Below are 13,879 nucleotides of genomic sequence, written 5' to 3' on the forward strand. Positions count from 1 at the left end.
TAAAGTAGGTCTGGTAACACTGAAAAGCAAAAAAATCATAATGAACCATTAATCTGACAGGAGGATGTCATGCAGCAAATAGGTTCGAAGTGGTGGAAGTTTGATTTCCACACACATACACCCGCATCAATGGATTACGGTAAAGCAGACCATCAAATAAAACAAACAATGACCCCGAGGCAATGGTTATTAGATTATATTCAACACGGAATTGAATGCATAGCAGTGACCGATCATAATACTGGGTCATGGATCGACAGATTAAAGATAGAAGCAGACAATTTAAGATCAGAAGGGCATTCAATATACATATTTCCAAGTATAGAGATTACAGCACATGGTAACATTCATATTTTAGGTATATTTGACATTGATAAAACATCTAGTTTTATATCTCAGATAATTGGTGCAACTAACTACTCCGGTACAGAAGGGGATAGTGATGCAGTAACTCAAATCAGTCCGCAAGACGTTATTGACTTAATCATTAATCGTGGGGGAGTTGCGATTCCAGCACATATTGACAAAGCGAGCGGGCTTTGCACCGTTCATTCTTCAGGTGCGACCCTAAAGCAGATACTTACTAATGCTTCTGCAGTTGAAATAATAAGAACGCATGATGAATATGAAACCAACCAGCCAGGTTCAAGTCCACTACATGGGTATGTTTCGTTACAAACAGGACTTTCTGAGGTAATTGGTTCAGATTCTCACCACCCAAACAGAGTTGGTAGAGCTTTTACGTGGGTAAAAATGGGTACACCATCAATTGATGGATTAAAGCTTGCTTTGTTTGACGGTGATGACTCATTAAAAAGGTCAGATCAATACCCAAACTCTCCAAATATTTACGCGGAAAACAGAATTACATCCATAAAGATAAACAAAACTAAATACTGCGGGAGAATAAATGAATTTTCAATACAGTTTCACCCATGGTTAAATTGTATTATAGGTGGGAGAGGAAGCGGTAAATCAACCATTTTAGAGTTTATGAGAACGGCTTTGGGAAGAGAGAAAGAACTGGAGCAGTTATCATCTAACAAAGAAATGTTTAACTCTTATTCTAAACTAGCCAAAAAAGCACAGAGCAGAGATGATGATGGTGTCTTTTTAGAAGATAGTAGCATTCACGTAGAGTACTTAAAAGGAGAAAATCATTATAAGTTAGAATGGAGATATGGCGGCCAGCAAATATCTATAAACCGAATTGATGGGCAAAACGTCATCCTAGAAGAAGGGGATGTAATAAGTAGATTCCCCGTAAAAATATTTAGTCAAAAGCAAATATATGAAATATCTCGCTCACCAAATTATCTTTTAAACCTGATTGATGAGTCAAGCATTGTTAACTTAACCGAATGGAACTATAAATGGGAAAATGAAGTTAGCACAATTTTTCAGTTAAGAAGAGAAGTTAAAGATTTAAAGTCAAATATATCCACTAAAAGTACCTTAACCGGTCAATTAAATGATATCAATCAAAAAATAGCATCTATTGAAAGATCCAGTCATACTAGCATTTTAGCAAATTATCAGAAATCTTTAAACCAAGATAATTTGATACGTAATTTCATTACAGGAAATGTTGATTTCTTAGAAAATATAACTAGTTACATTACTCAAACCAGACCAATTAAACTTGAAGTCAATCCTGAACTTTTTATCAATCAAAATGAAACGACTACCCAAAACAAAATCCTAGAGCTTCAACAAAAAGTTGAAGATAATATTATCACATTCAATAAGACCATCAATGATGTCACTGACGAAATTAAAGGTCTAAGCAATTGGTTTGACTCATCTGCATTGAAGCAAGAAATTATTGCCAATAAAAATCAATACACCACATTAGTAGCTAACCTACAAGCTAGTGGGGTTAATAACCCAAGCGAGTATGAAAGCCTTATTGGTACAAGGAAAGCACTGTCAGAACGGTTAAGTAAAATCGCTGCCGATGAAAAAACCATTGAACAAAAAAAATCAGAAATTGTTCAAAGTTACAAGAAATTAGTTGAACTTCGTAAGGAAATCACAGCCCGGAGAAGACAATTCCTCGTCGACATAAATGATAATAATGCTAACTTTAAAGTTAATGTTGATTTTTGTGGTGATAAACAATTCCTTGAAAGTAGTTTTAGAAACGCCATCGATAAAAACGATACTACATTCAGCAATGAAATATACAATGAAGATGATAATGGTTTTTTAAATATATTAAATACTAAGATTAAAGAAATTTCAGAGGACAATGATGGGATTATAAATAAAATACAAGACCTAAAAAATGGATTTTTTGATAAAACCGCTAACACAATATTGGATGTGAAGTTAAGCAAGCGTTTCTTCGATTTTAAAAACTCATTATCTGAAGAAGAGGTCACCGCCTTAATATGCTGGTTCCCTAGTGATTCAATCACAGTAAAATATAATGATGGTCGAAGATTTAAAGATCTATCTCAGGGCTCAGCAGGCCAGAAGGCAGCAACAGTTCTCGCATTTTTACTTTCCTATGGAGATGACCCTATAATTTTAGATCAGCCTGAAGATGATTTAGATAACCAACTAGTTTATGAGCTTATTGTGAAAAAAATAAAAGAAAGCAAATGCAAAAGGCAAATAATTATAATAACTCACAATCCTAACATTGTTGTGAACGGAGACTCTGAACTAGTTGTTTCATTAAGCCAGCAGTCAGGTATCACTGATTTCCTTTCCTTTGGAGGATTACAAGAACGTGAAGTAAGAAAAAACATCTGTGACATAATGGAAGGGGGCAGAGACGCATTTAGTCAACGCTATAGAAGGATTGTTTCTGCTTAAAAGCATTTGCCTCTCTCTCGAAAAGAGAGAGAGGTAAATACTCTCAACATCAATATTTTTGATGTTTTGCATAATCGAATGGAGTTACAAATTCATTTTTGTTGGCATCGAGATAGTTAGCCCACCACTGCACCATCAAACGTCGTTCATCCAAATGCTCAGATGTATGAATATACGCAGCGCGTACATTATTGCGTTCTGAATGGCTTAGCTGTCGTTCAATGGCATCGTCACTCCATAACCCTGACTCACCCAATGCACCACGCGCCATCGTCCTAAAACCATGCCCGCAGACTTCGGTCTTCGTGTCATAACCCATTGCACGTAAAGCGCTGTTTACTGTGTTTTCACTCATAACCTTTGTTGCGTCATGATCCCCCGGAAAAAGTAACTCTTTATCACCACTAATCTGCTTTAGCTGCTCTAACAAAATCATCGCTTGCCGACTAAGCGGAACGATATGCTCCTCTTTCATCTTCATGCCACGGTACGAGTAACGCACGCCTTTAATTTCTTCTCGTTTTGCCGGTACGCGCCAGAGAGATTTATCGAAGTCGAACTCATCCCATCGCGCGAAACGTAACTCACTGGAACGAACAAAAGTGAGTAAAGAGAGCTCGACCGCGATCCGCGTCATTACACGGCCACGATATGCATCAAGACGAGCAAGAAACTCAGGGAACCGGCTTGAGGGCAAAGCGGGGTAATGTCGCGCTTTGGTTGTCGATAGCGCACCGGCCATATCACTGGCTGGGTTTGAGTCGATGTAATCGTTCTGTACGGCATAACGCATAATGGCCGTAACGCGCTGTTGCAGGCGCTGAGCGACGTCATGCTTTCCACTGGCATCAACTTTTTTAATCGGAGCTAACAGGTGGCTGGTTTTGAGCTGGCGAATGTCGGACGAACCGATATGAGGGAAAATATAAAGCTCAAGATAGCGAAGAACGCGCGATCGATGATCTTCACTCCATCGCTTGTTACTGGCATGCCATTCACGAGCTATGGTTTCGAAAGTATATGCTCCCGAATTCTCGGCCTGAGCTTCTTTCTGTTCGGCTTTTGGGTCTATGCCCTGTACTAAGAGCTTTTTAGCTTCATCGCGCTTTGCTCTTGCCTGAGCAAGCGTCACTGTAGGCCAAACACCAAAAGCGAGGCGATCCTCTTTTTTGTCAGAGGGACGTCTGTATTTCATGCGCCAGTATTTAGAACCCTTGGCCGAAACCTCGAGATACAAACCGCCGCCATCGGCCATTTTGTAGGTTTTGTCTTTTGGCTTTGCGGTCTCGACCTGTCTGGCGTTGAGCTTCATTTGGGGGCACATTTCTAATCGAAGTTAAGATGCCCCCAATTATGCCCCCAATGACATCCGGATTTCAACGGACGACCTCGGACAACTCGGGACGGAAAAATCGCTGCAAGCATTGATTTTAAAGGGTTTTATGGACTTTCTCGGATGATCTTGGAAGTACTAATGGTGCCGAAGGCCGAACTCGAATCGGCTCTTCATTAACTAACTCTGGCAACGTTTCCATCCAATCGCAATCCATCCAAATAGTCCCCATACCACTGCATCATCTCTTTCCTCCCTTCAAGATACTGCGCATGGTTATAGGTCCCGCGAATCGCGTTCTTGTCCACATGCGCGAGCTGGGTCTCAATCCAAGCAGTGTTGAATCCTTCCTCATGCAAGATTGTGCTCATGGTGTGACGAAAACCATGTCCGGTTGCTCTCTTATCGTAACCAATCCTTTTAATAACCATATTGATGCTGGCTTCGCTCATTGGTTTATTAACATCGTTTCGACCTGCAAAGATAAACTGGTAAGTACCGGTCAATTGCTTTAGTTGCCGAAGTGCTGCTAAGGATTGAGCAGAAAGGGGGACTATGTGGGGTCGCCTCATCTTCATTCTACTTTTCGGTATTTCCCAGATATGGTTTTCGAAGTCGATTTCACTCCATTCTGCCATACGTAATTCGACGGTTCGTAAGCCCGTAAGCATGAGTAGTCGGGTCGCCAGAAGCGTTACTAGACTGCCGGTGTATTGTGAAAGCTTTTGTAAAAACTCGGGTAGCTCAGCAGCAGTAAGAAAGGGATAATGTTGTTTCTCGTACCCCTGTAAAGCACTACCAAGATCAGCCGCAGGGTTGTACTCGGCTCGGCCAGTAACAATAGCGTAACGGAACACTTCGCTACAACGTTGGCGCACTTTACTGGCAAGCTCCGGCGCACCTCGCTTTTCCATACGCTGCAATACAGACAGAAGCTCCAGTGGCTTTATCTCATTAACCGGCTGCGATCCAACAAAGGGAAATACATTGTTTTTGAAGGCCCGGTTAACATAGTCAGCGTAGTTTTTTGACCAGCCAGAAACTTTTGCGTTGTACCACTCAACCGCTATCGCTTCAAAAGTATTCGTAACCGATAGTTTTTGGGCAAGTAGTTCGGCTTTTTTAACTTCACCGGGATCTTTATCATTTGCCAATGTTTTTCTCGCTTCATCGCGCTTAGTGCGGGCTTCCGCAAGTGAGATGTCAGGATAGGTTCCGAACGAGAGTTTTTTCTCTTTACCGGCAAATCGATACTTCATTCGCCAGTACTTTGAACCGTTAGTATTGACCATGAGATAGAGCCCTCCGCCATCAGCGAGTTTATAGGCTTTATCTCTGGGCTTTGCAGTCTCGACCTGACGAGCATTCAGTGGCATTTGGGGGCCTCATTTTCCGTTGAACAGGATAAGCCCCCACTTAGGCCCCCAAACGTTTATTGATTCACGTAGATATGGGTAGACTTCAGTTGACGTCGCATAGCCTGAGAAGAGGAGTTATGGCTGATTATAAAAGGTTTTTATTGAATTCGGTAGACATCAGGAGAGTTATATCTGGTGTCCCCTGCAGGAATCGAACCTGCAACTAGCCCTTAGGAGGGGCTCGTTATATCCATTTAACTAAGGGGACGAGGCGGCGTCAGTATACCGATTTTTACACCGCCGTTAAGGGCTTAGCCGCCTGTTCGGTTAAACAATCGCCATCGTCAGCGGTTTTGTGAGCCGCGCCCGGTTTCGTCTTCACGCGCTGCCTTTTCCTTTTTCAGACGCGCTTTCTCTTCCGATTTCTTCTTATTGCTCATGTCGTTACGGATCTGCGCATGGCTTAACAGCGCGAAGATAAACGTACCGCCGATGATGTTGCCCGCAAGCGTCGGCAGGGCGAACGGCCAGAAGAATTCGCTCCAGTGAATGGTGCCGTTAAAGACGAGATAGAGGATCTCGACGGTGCCCACCACGATATGCGTTGTGTTGCCGAGCGCGATAAGCCAGGTCATCAGGATAATCACCACGATCTTCGCGGCACCCGCAGACGGGAACATCCACACCATCGTCGCGATGATCCAGCCGGAGATAATCGCGTTCGCGAACATTTCCCCCGGCGTGTTGTGCATGACTTCCATGCCGATGGTCACAAACGCATCGCGTGTTGCCTCGTCAAAAATCGGCATAAATTCAAACGCCAGCGTCGCAAGGCCGGTGCCGATGATATTACCGAGCAGCACCACGCCCCAGAGGCGCAGGAGCAACAGCATATTGGTGCCGGTCGGGTTCTGCATCACCGGCAGCACCGCCGTGACGGTATTCTCGGTAAAGAGCTGCTGGCGCGCCATGATGACGATGATAAAACCAAAGGTGTAGCCGAGGCTTTCCAGCAAAAATCCGCCGGGAATGCCTTCCAGGTGGACGTGGAAAATACCTTTGGCCAGCAGCGACGCGCCCATCGACAGCCCGGCGGCGATGGCCGACCAGAACAGCGCCATCGCGTCGCGCTCCATCTCTTTCTCGCCGTCCTGGCGGATGTGCTCATGGATGGCCATCGCGCGCGACGGCAGTTCCTCTTCATCCACTTCTATTTCTTCTCCGCTCTCTTTTTCTTCACTTTCGACTTCCAGCTCATCCGCCTCGCCGATTTTTTCCTCGCCAGGTTTGCTCATTATGTACTCCAGTCAAATAAGGGAATGCATTAAGCGTAGCGCGTCGGCGAACGTTATCAGGAAAAACAGACAATTCAGCCTGCGTGATGAATATTTTGCGAGGCATCGCGCAGGGTTTCACCGCCTGCGCAGTCCGCGGGGTGGCCGCGTCATTGCCCTGTGGTACTATTCCCGACTCGTCTGAAAGGAGCTGTCCCATGTTAGAAGCCCGGAATCTTGCCTGCCTGCGCGACGAGCGGCTGCTGTTTCGCGCGCTCTCGTTTCGCGTGTCGCCTGGCGAGATTGTGCACCTGACCGGCGCGAACGGGGCCGGGAAAACCTCGCTGTTGCGCCTGTTGGTCGGGCTGGCGCGCCCGGAAGAGGGCGAGGTGTACTGGCGCGGCGAACCGCTTGCGCATCAGCGCTCTGCCTTTCATCAGGAATTGCTGTGGCTCGGCCATCTGCCGGGTATCAAAGCGGCGCTCACCGCCGATGAAAATCTCGCGTTTTATCACCCACAGACCCGGCGCGAGACGCGCTGGCAGGCGCTTGCCGCCATCGGGCTTGGTGGGTATGAAGATCTCCCGGTTGAACAACTCTCAGCAGGCCAGCAGCGCCGCGTAGCGCTGGCAAGATTGTGGCTTAGCGAAGCATCACTGTGGGTACTGGATGAACCGCTAACGGCGCTTGATGCCGCAGGCGTGGCGACGCTGACGAGGCGTCTTGAGGCGCACGCGGCACGCGGCGGCGCGGTGATAGTCACCACTCACCAACCGCTGGCGTTTAACGTTGCACACCGCACATTAACCCTTACGCCGGAGCCCGCCGCATGATGGGCCGCATTATCCGCCGCGAGCTGCGTCTCGCCGCGCGTCACCGGGCGGAACTCCTTAACCCGCTGTGGTTTTTTCTGGTGGTGATTGTATTGTTCGCGCTCGGCGCAGGCCCGGAGCCGCAACGGCTTGCGCGTATCGCGCCAGGCGTGGTGTGGGTCGCGGCGCTGCTCGCCTCGCTGCTGGCGATGGATCGGCTGTTTCGCGACGACGTGCGCGATGGCGCGCTGGAACAGCTCATGCTGTTGCCAACGCCGCTGCCGGTGGTGATTATCGCGAAAGTGACCGCTCACTGGGTGGCGACCGGGCTGCCGCTGGTCGTGCTCTCGCCGCTGGCGGCGCTGCTGATGGGACTGAACGGCTATGCGACGCTGACGCTAATGCTGACGCTGTTGCTTGGCACGCCGACGCTGAGCTTTCTCGGCGCGCTGGGCGCGGCGCTGACGGCCGGGCTGCGCCGCGGCGGCATCCTGTTGAGCCTGATTATTCTGCCGCTTGCGATCCCGCTGCTGATTTTCTCCACCGCCGCGGTGGATGCCGCCATGATGCAGTTGCCGGTCGGCGGGTTTTTCGCGCTCTCCGGCGCGTTTTTAACAGCAAGCGTCACGCTAATGCCGTTCGCGACGGCGGCGGCGCTGCGTATCACTATTCAGTAGGCCCGGTTTCGCGGGCGATAATTTTATGTGAGCAATAGCATGTGGAAATTCTTACACCCCTGGGCGCGGCCTGAACGGCTTTACGGCCTCTGCCAGCGGCTCACGCCGTGGTTCGCGTGGCCGGGTGCCGTGATGCTCGCGACGGGCTGTATCTGGGGTTTTGTTTTTGCGCCGCCCGATTACCAGCAGGGCGACAGCTACCGCATCATGTATCTGCACGTTCCGGCGGCGATGGGCTCGATGGGCATTTACGCCTCAATGGCGGTCGCGGCGTTTATCGGGCTGGTGTGGCAGAACCGGGCGGCCGACCTGGCCGTGATGGCGATGGCCCCGGTGGGCGCGGTCTACACCTTTATCGCGCTGACAACCGGCTCCGCCTGGGGGAAACCGATGTGGGGCACATGGTGGATCTGGGATGCGCGGCTCACTTCCGAGCTGGTGCTGCTGTTTTTATACGCGGGCGTCATCGCGCTCTGGCACGCCTTTGACGACCGCCGCCTCGCGGGCCGCGCCGCGGGCGTACTGGTGCTGGTGGGCGTGGTGAATCTGCCCATCATCCACTACTCGGTGGAGTGGTGGAATACGCTGCATCAGGGCTCCACCAATATGCAACAGAGCATCGACCCGAGCATGCGCGCGCCGCTGCGCTGGAATATCGCCGGTTTTTTGTGCCTGTTTGTGACGCTCACGCTGACGCGCCTCGGCAATTTGCTGCTGCTTCAGGAGCGCCATCGCCCGTGGGTGGCCGTGGTGCTGGAGAAAAAATCATGACCGCCGCGTTGACCTCGTTTTTCCTGATGGGCGGCTACGCCTTTTACGTCTGGCTGGCGGTGGCGATGACGGTGATTCCGCTGGCACTGCTGATAGCGCATACGCGTCTGGCGCGCCGTACGCTGCGCCGGGATATCGCGAAACGTCAGGCGCGCGAGCGCCGACGCCAGGGCGCGGAGGTGTCGCGATGAACCCGCGTCGTAAAACGCGCCTGTGGGTCGCGCTCGCCGTGCTGGCGGGCCTCGGGCTGACGATGGCCCTGGTGCTCTACGCGCTGCGCGCCAATATCGATCTCTTCTATACGCCGGGTGAAATTCTCTACGGCAAAGGTGCCTCGCAGGAGAAACCACAACCGGGCCAGCGGCTGCGCGTCGGCGGAATGGTGATGCCAGGGAGCGTGAAGCGCGACAGCCAGAGCCTGAAGGTGAGCTTTCGTCTCTATGACGCACGCGGTGTGGTAGATGTCGATTACGACGGCATTCTGCCCGATCTGTTTCGTGAAGGGCAGGGCGTGGTGGCGCAGGGCGTGCTGGGCGAGGATCAGCGCATTCACGCGCGCGAAGTGCTGGCGAAGCATGACGAAAACTACACGCCACCGGAGGTGAAAGCGGCGATGGATGCCAACCACACGCGTCCGCCGCAGGCGTATAAGGACAACCGCCCATGATGCCGGAAATCGGGAATTTCTTGCTGTGCCTCGCCGCAGGCCTCGCGCTGCTGCTCACGCTCTGGCCGCAGTGGGGCGCGATGCGTCAGGCACCGCGGCTGATGACGCTGGCGCGCCCGCTCGCCTGCGCGCTTTTCGCCTGCCTGCTGGGCGCGTTTCTTATCCTCGTGCATGCTTTTGTGGTGAACGATTTCACGGTGCTCTATGTGGCGAGCAACTCCAACACCGAGCTGCCGGTCTGGTATCGCGTGGCCGCGACCTGGGGCGCGCACGAAGGCTCACTATTGCTTTGGGTGCTGCTGATGGGCGCGTGGACGTTTGCCGTTGCGATGTTCAGCCGCGCCATGCCACAGGAGGCGATCGCCCGCGTGCTGTCAGTGATGGGCGGGATTAATTTCTGCTTCCTGCTGTTTATTCTGCTGACCTCAAACCCTTTCACACGCACGCTGCCGGAATACCCGATTGAAGGGCGCGATCTCAACCCGCTGCTGCAGGATATCGGGCTGATTTTCCATCCGCCGCTGCTGTATATGGGGTATGTCGGGTTTTCGGTCGCGTTCGCCTTTGCCGTGGCGTCGCTCTTAACCGGGCGGCTCGACACCGCATGGGCGCGCTGGTCGCGCCCCTGGACGCAGGCAGCGTGGGTGTTTCTGACCATCGGCATTATGCTTGGCTCCGCCTGGGCCTATTACGAACTCGGCTGGGGCGGCTGGTGGTTCTGGGACCCGGTAGAAAACGCCTCGCTGATGCCGTGGCTCGCGGGCACCGCGCTGATGCACTCGCTGGCGGTGACGGAAAAGCGCGGCAGCTTCCGCGCCTGGACGGTGCTGCTCGCCATCACCGCGTTTTCGCTCTGTCTGCTCGGCACGTTCCTGGTGCGCTCCGGCGTGCTGGTCTCCGTGCACGCGTTCGCCTCCGATCCGGCGCGCGGCATGTTTATTCTGGCGCTGCTGGTGATTGTTATCGGCGGCTCGCTGCTGCTCTATGCCGTGAAAGGCGGCAGCGTCAGGGCGCGGGTGGGCAATGCGCTCTGGTCGCGCGAAAGTTTTCTGCTCGGCAACAATATTCTGCTTATCACCGCCATGCTGGTAGTGCTGCTCGGCACGCTGCTGCCGCTGGTGCATAAGGCGCTGGGGCTGGGGTCGATTTCCGTCGGCGCGCCGTTTTTCAATGTGCTGTTCAGCGCGCTGATGGTGCCGTTCGCGCTGTTGCTCGGCGTCGGGCCGCTGGTGCGCTGGCGGCGCGATGAGCCGCAAAAGCTGCGCCGTCGCCTGCTGGTGGCGCTGGTCGTTACGCTCGCTGCCTCGCTGATGCTGCCCTGGCTTTTGCAGGACAGCATTAACGCGATGACGGTCGCCGGGCTGATGATGGCGGTCTGGGTGCTGGTGTTAACGCTGATGGAGCTGCTTGAGCGCGCCACGCACCGTCATAGCCTGTGGCGCGGGCTGGGGAAATTAAGTCGCAGCCAGTGGGGGATGACGCTCGGGCACGTAGGGCTTGCGGTAACGGTTATCGGCATCGCGTTCAGCCAGAACTACAGCGTGGAGCGCGACGTGCGCATGACGGCGGGCGACAGCGTTGATATTCATCATTACCGTTTTGTGTTTCGCGAAGTGCGCGACGCGCAGGGGCCGAACTGGCGCGGCGCGGTCGGGATTATCGATGTGCTGCGCGACGGTAAACCCGAGGCAACGCTGCGCGCCGAAAAACGCGCCTATAACAGCAACCGCGTGGTGATGACCGAAGCCGCCATCGACGGCGGGCTGACGCGCGATCTCTACGCGGCGCTCGGTGAAGAACTCGATGACGGCAGCTGGGCGGTGCGCCTTTATTACAAACCGTTTGTCCGCTGGATCTGGTACGGCGGGCTGCTGATGGCGTTCGGCGGGCTGCTTTGTCTGCTCGACCCGCGTTACCGGCTGAAAAAAATCCAGGAGGCCACATGAGACGCCGCATTTTACTTCTCCCGCTGGCGCTGTTTCTGCTGCTCGCCGCCGTGCTGTTCTGGCAACTGACGCGCAACGCGGCGGGGGACGATCCGTCTCAGCTCGAATCCACGCTGGTGGGCAAACCTCTGCCCGCGTTCCGGCTCGCCGCGCTTGATGACCCAAGCGTGACCTACGATCGCGCCGCCCTCCTGAACGGCAAACCGCTGCTGCTTAACGTCTGGGCGACCTGGTGCCCGACGTGCCGCGCCGAACATCAGTTTCTCAACGGCCTGGCCGCGAAGGGCGTGCGGATCGTCGGGCTTAACTATAAAGACGATCGCGCTAAAGCCGTGGCCTGGCTCAACACGCTCGGCAACCCTTACGCGCTGAGCCTGTTTGACGGCAGCGGAATGCTCGGGCTGGATCTGGGCGTGTATGGCGCGCCGGAGACGTTTGTTATCGACGGGCGCGGCGTGATTCGCTATCGCCACGCGGGCGATCTGAATGACGAGGTGTGGCGGCAGGACGTCAAACCACTGTGGGATGCGCTGAATCAGGAGGTCGAGCCGTGAAACGTCTGTTAACTCTGCTGGCTGGCCTGCTGCTGGCGTGTCATGTTTCTGCCGCCATCGAGGCGTACCCTTTTCAGAACGAGGCGCAGGAGCAGCAGTTCCGCGAGCTGACCAGCGCGCTGCGTTGCCCGAAATGCCAGAACAACAGCATCGCTGATTCCGGTTCGATGATCGCGGCAGATATGCGCCAGAAGGTCTATGAGCTGATGCAGCAGGGGCAGAGCCGCGAGCAGATTGTGGCGTATATGGTGGCGCGCTACGGAAATTTCGTGACCTACGATCCGCCCGTTACGCCCGGCACGATACTGCTCTGGCTGCTGCCCGCGCTCTTTGCGGCAGGCGGCGTTGCCGTGCTGGTGATCCGCGCGCGTCGCATCCGACGGGAGCCGCTCGTGCTTGACGAAGACGAACAGGAGCGGCTGCGCGCGCTACTGAATGAAGAAGGAAAACGCCCGTGAGCGCGTTAATTATGGTTATCGTCGTCCTGCTGGTGGGCGTTGCGGCGCTGGTCTTCTGGCCGTGGCGCGAGCGGGGCGCGGTCAGCCGCGATGCGCTGAACCGCACACTCTATTACTCGCGCCTGCGGGAGCTTGACGAGGAGCCGCCCGAGGCTCGTCAGGCGCTGGTGGTGGAATTACAACACAGCCTGCTGGCGGATATTCCCGAGCCGCGCGGGCAGAAAACGAGTCACACGGGTAATGGTGCGTTGCTGGCGGGCGTGCTGCTGGTCGTGGCGGTGAGCGGCGGGCTGTTCATGGCGACGCATAGCCTTAAACAGGTGAATGACTGGCAGGCGGCGGCGCGCGAGACACCCTCACTGGTGGCGCGCGTGATGGATCCGCACGCAACACCGCTCACGGTGGAGGAGCTGACGCGCCTCGGGCTTGGGCTGCGCACGCGTTTGCAGGACGACCCGCATAACGGCGCGGGCTGGGCGATGCTCGGGCGCATCGGTATGGTGCTCAATAACGCTGATACCGCTACAGAAGCGTTTAAACGCGCCTGGCAGCTCAATTCGCAAAGCATCGAAGCGCGGCTCGACTATGCTGAAGTGCTGGCGCGCTCGCCGCAGCCGGACGATAACCGCCTCGGTGAACAGATGCTAAAAGACGTCTCGGCGCAGGCACCTGATAATCTGCGCGCGCAGGGGCTGCTTGCCTTCAGCGCGTTTCGCCAGCAGCGCTATACGGAGGCGATTGCCGTCTGGCAGTCGATGCTGACGCGCCTGCCGCCGGACGATGCGCGCCGTGCGGCGGTCGTGCGCGGCATTGCGCAGGCGCGCGTGGACAGCGGCATGGACAACGCGAGACTGGCTGTTAAAATCACGCTCTCACCCGTTTCGAAAAAAGCCTTACCAGATAAAGGGATACTCTTTATCAGCGTGACGGATGGCGCATCAAACGTACCGGTGTTGGTGAAAAAATTGCCGCTGGGCCATTTTCCGCTGACAATTACGCTTGATGACGCCGACGCGATGCTCCCGGACAGGGGGCTTGAACACGTCACGCAGGGCATTGTGAAGGTGCATATTTCCCGGGACGGCAACGCGGCCGTACAACCCGGAGACTGGACAGGCGAGCGCCGCTTCACCACGCTCAACCCGGCAGCGCCGGTGGACGTCCTGGTCGCGCCTTCGCCATCAGGAGCGGGTTAGTTACCATTTA

The 13,879-nt window shown here is 53.7% G+C and carries 13 protein-coding genes and 1 tRNA gene; 10 read left to right on the top strand and 4 right to left on the bottom strand.

Annotated features, from left to right (window positions below):
- Window positions 1–69 precede the first annotated feature (69 nt).
- The gene (locus tag CSK29544_RS10775; RefSeq protein WP_071844244.1) at window positions 70–2,823 is read left to right on the top strand and encodes a TrlF family AAA-like ATPase; all 2,754 of its coding nucleotides are present in this window, start codon (window positions 70–72) and stop codon (window positions 2,821–2,823) included.
- 49 nt (window positions 2,824–2,872) lie between these two features.
- Here the strand turns inward: CSK29544_RS10775 and CSK29544_RS10780 are convergent, their stop codons facing one another.
- From CSK29544_RS10780 to CSK29544_RS10795, 4 genes are all read right to left on the bottom strand, one after another.
- On the bottom strand, window positions 2,873–4,135 hold the full coding sequence (locus CSK29544_RS10780; RefSeq protein ID WP_007899414.1) for a tyrosine-type recombinase/integrase: 1,263 nt from the start codon (window positions 4,133–4,135) through the stop codon (window positions 2,873–2,875).
- Between the two features lie 197 nt (window positions 4,136–4,332).
- Window positions 4,333–5,532, bottom strand: a complete 1,200-nt coding sequence (locus CSK29544_RS10785; protein ID WP_007851503.1) for a tyrosine-type recombinase/integrase — start codon at window positions 5,530–5,532, stop codon at window positions 4,333–4,335.
- 175 nt (window positions 5,533–5,707) lie between these two features.
- Window positions 5,708–5,782: transfer RNA gene (locus CSK29544_RS10790), tRNA-Arg, on the bottom strand.
- 76 nt (window positions 5,783–5,858) lie between these two features.
- Complete coding sequence (locus tag CSK29544_RS10795) at window positions 5,859–6,809, bottom strand: formate/nitrite transporter family protein (RefSeq protein WP_007899401.1); 951 nt, start codon at window positions 6,807–6,809, stop codon at window positions 5,859–5,861.
- Between the two features lie 197 nt (window positions 6,810–7,006).
- Between CSK29544_RS10795 and ccmA the strand changes: the two genes are divergently transcribed.
- From ccmA to ccmI, 9 genes are read left to right on the top strand one after another with little or no spacing between them, the layout of a single operon-like run.
- Window positions 7,007–7,621: a cytochrome c biogenesis heme-transporting ATPase CcmA gene (ccmA, locus tag CSK29544_RS10800; RefSeq protein WP_007899398.1), complete on the top strand. Its 615-nt coding sequence runs from the start codon at window positions 7,007–7,009 to the stop codon at window positions 7,619–7,621.
- Window positions 7,618–8,277 (top strand): heme exporter protein CcmB, encoded by a 660-nt coding sequence (gene ccmB, locus CSK29544_RS10805; RefSeq protein WP_007899391.1) that lies wholly within the window; start codon window positions 7,618–7,620, stop codon window positions 8,275–8,277. Before ccmA ends, ccmB begins: the two co-directional genes overlap by 4 nt.
- A gap of 39 nt (window positions 8,278–8,316) precedes the next feature.
- Window positions 8,317–9,048, top strand: a complete 732-nt coding sequence (locus CSK29544_RS10810; protein ID WP_029039248.1) for a heme ABC transporter permease — start codon at window positions 8,317–8,319, stop codon at window positions 9,046–9,048.
- Window positions 9,045–9,239 carry a heme exporter protein CcmD gene (gene ccmD / locus CSK29544_RS10815; protein ID WP_029039249.1) on the top strand — a complete coding sequence of 65 codons (195 nt, stop codon included), beginning with the start codon at window positions 9,045–9,047 and terminating at the stop codon, window positions 9,237–9,239. The genes CSK29544_RS10810 and ccmD overlap by 4 nt, the downstream gene beginning before the upstream one ends.
- The gene (ccmE, locus tag CSK29544_RS10820; RefSeq protein ID WP_007899370.1) at window positions 9,236–9,715 is read left to right on the top strand and encodes a cytochrome c maturation protein CcmE; all 480 of its coding nucleotides are present in this window, start codon (window positions 9,236–9,238) and stop codon (window positions 9,713–9,715) included. Before ccmD ends, ccmE begins: the two co-directional genes overlap by 4 nt.
- Entirely contained in the window at window positions 9,712–11,661 is a 1,950-nt protein-coding gene (locus tag CSK29544_RS10825) for a heme lyase CcmF/NrfE family subunit (RefSeq protein ID WP_029039250.1), read from the top strand. Before ccmE ends, CSK29544_RS10825 begins: the two co-directional genes overlap by 4 nt.
- The gene (locus CSK29544_RS10830) at window positions 11,658–12,215 is read left to right on the top strand and encodes a DsbE family thiol:disulfide interchange protein (RefSeq protein WP_004387033.1); all 558 of its coding nucleotides are present in this window, start codon (window positions 11,658–11,660) and stop codon (window positions 12,213–12,215) included. Before CSK29544_RS10825 ends, CSK29544_RS10830 begins: the two co-directional genes overlap by 4 nt.
- The gene (locus CSK29544_RS10835) at window positions 12,212–12,673 is read left to right on the top strand and encodes a cytochrome c-type biogenesis protein (protein ID WP_007899363.1); all 462 of its coding nucleotides are present in this window, start codon (window positions 12,212–12,214) and stop codon (window positions 12,671–12,673) included. The genes CSK29544_RS10830 and CSK29544_RS10835 overlap by 4 nt, the downstream gene beginning before the upstream one ends.
- Window positions 12,670–13,869: a c-type cytochrome biogenesis protein CcmI gene (gene ccmI / locus CSK29544_RS10840; protein ID WP_007899361.1), complete on the top strand. Its 1,200-nt coding sequence runs from the start codon at window positions 12,670–12,672 to the stop codon at window positions 13,867–13,869. The genes CSK29544_RS10835 and ccmI overlap by 4 nt, the downstream gene beginning before the upstream one ends.
- Window positions 13,870–13,879 lie beyond the last annotated feature (10 nt).

The organism is Cronobacter sakazakii (assembly GCF_000982825.1).
Taxonomy (GTDB): Bacteria; Pseudomonadota; Gammaproteobacteria; order Enterobacterales; family Enterobacteriaceae; genus Cronobacter; species Cronobacter sakazakii.

Excerpts from the sequence above, each read along its gene's own strand:
- CSK29544_RS10775 (WP_071844244.1), top strand. The coding sequence starts at position 70 with ATGCAGCAAATAGGTTCGAAGTGGTGGAAGTTTGATTTCCACACACAT.
- CSK29544_RS10780 (WP_007899414.1), bottom strand. The coding sequence starts at position 4,135 with ATGAAGCTCAACGCCAGACAGGTCGAGACCGCAAAGCCAAAAGACAAA.
- CSK29544_RS10785 (WP_007851503.1), bottom strand. The coding sequence starts at position 5,532 with ATGCCACTGAATGCTCGTCAGGTCGAGACTGCAAAGCCCAGAGATAAA.
- CSK29544_RS10795 (WP_007899401.1), bottom strand. The coding sequence starts at position 6,809 with ATGAGCAAACCTGGCGAGGAAAAAATCGGCGAGGCGGATGAGCTGGAA.
- ccmA (WP_007899398.1), top strand. The coding sequence starts at position 7,007 with ATGTTAGAAGCCCGGAATCTTGCCTGCCTGCGCGACGAGCGGCTGCTG.
- ccmB (WP_007899391.1), top strand. The coding sequence starts at position 7,618 with ATGATGGGCCGCATTATCCGCCGCGAGCTGCGTCTCGCCGCGCGTCAC.
- CSK29544_RS10810 (WP_029039248.1), top strand. The coding sequence starts at position 8,317 with ATGTGGAAATTCTTACACCCCTGGGCGCGGCCTGAACGGCTTTACGGC.
- ccmD (WP_029039249.1), top strand. The coding sequence starts at position 9,045 with ATGACCGCCGCGTTGACCTCGTTTTTCCTGATGGGCGGCTACGCCTTT.
- ccmE (WP_007899370.1), top strand. The coding sequence starts at position 9,236 with ATGAACCCGCGTCGTAAAACGCGCCTGTGGGTCGCGCTCGCCGTGCTG.
- CSK29544_RS10825 (WP_029039250.1), top strand. The coding sequence starts at position 9,712 with ATGATGCCGGAAATCGGGAATTTCTTGCTGTGCCTCGCCGCAGGCCTC.
- CSK29544_RS10830 (WP_004387033.1), top strand. The coding sequence starts at position 11,658 with ATGAGACGCCGCATTTTACTTCTCCCGCTGGCGCTGTTTCTGCTGCTC.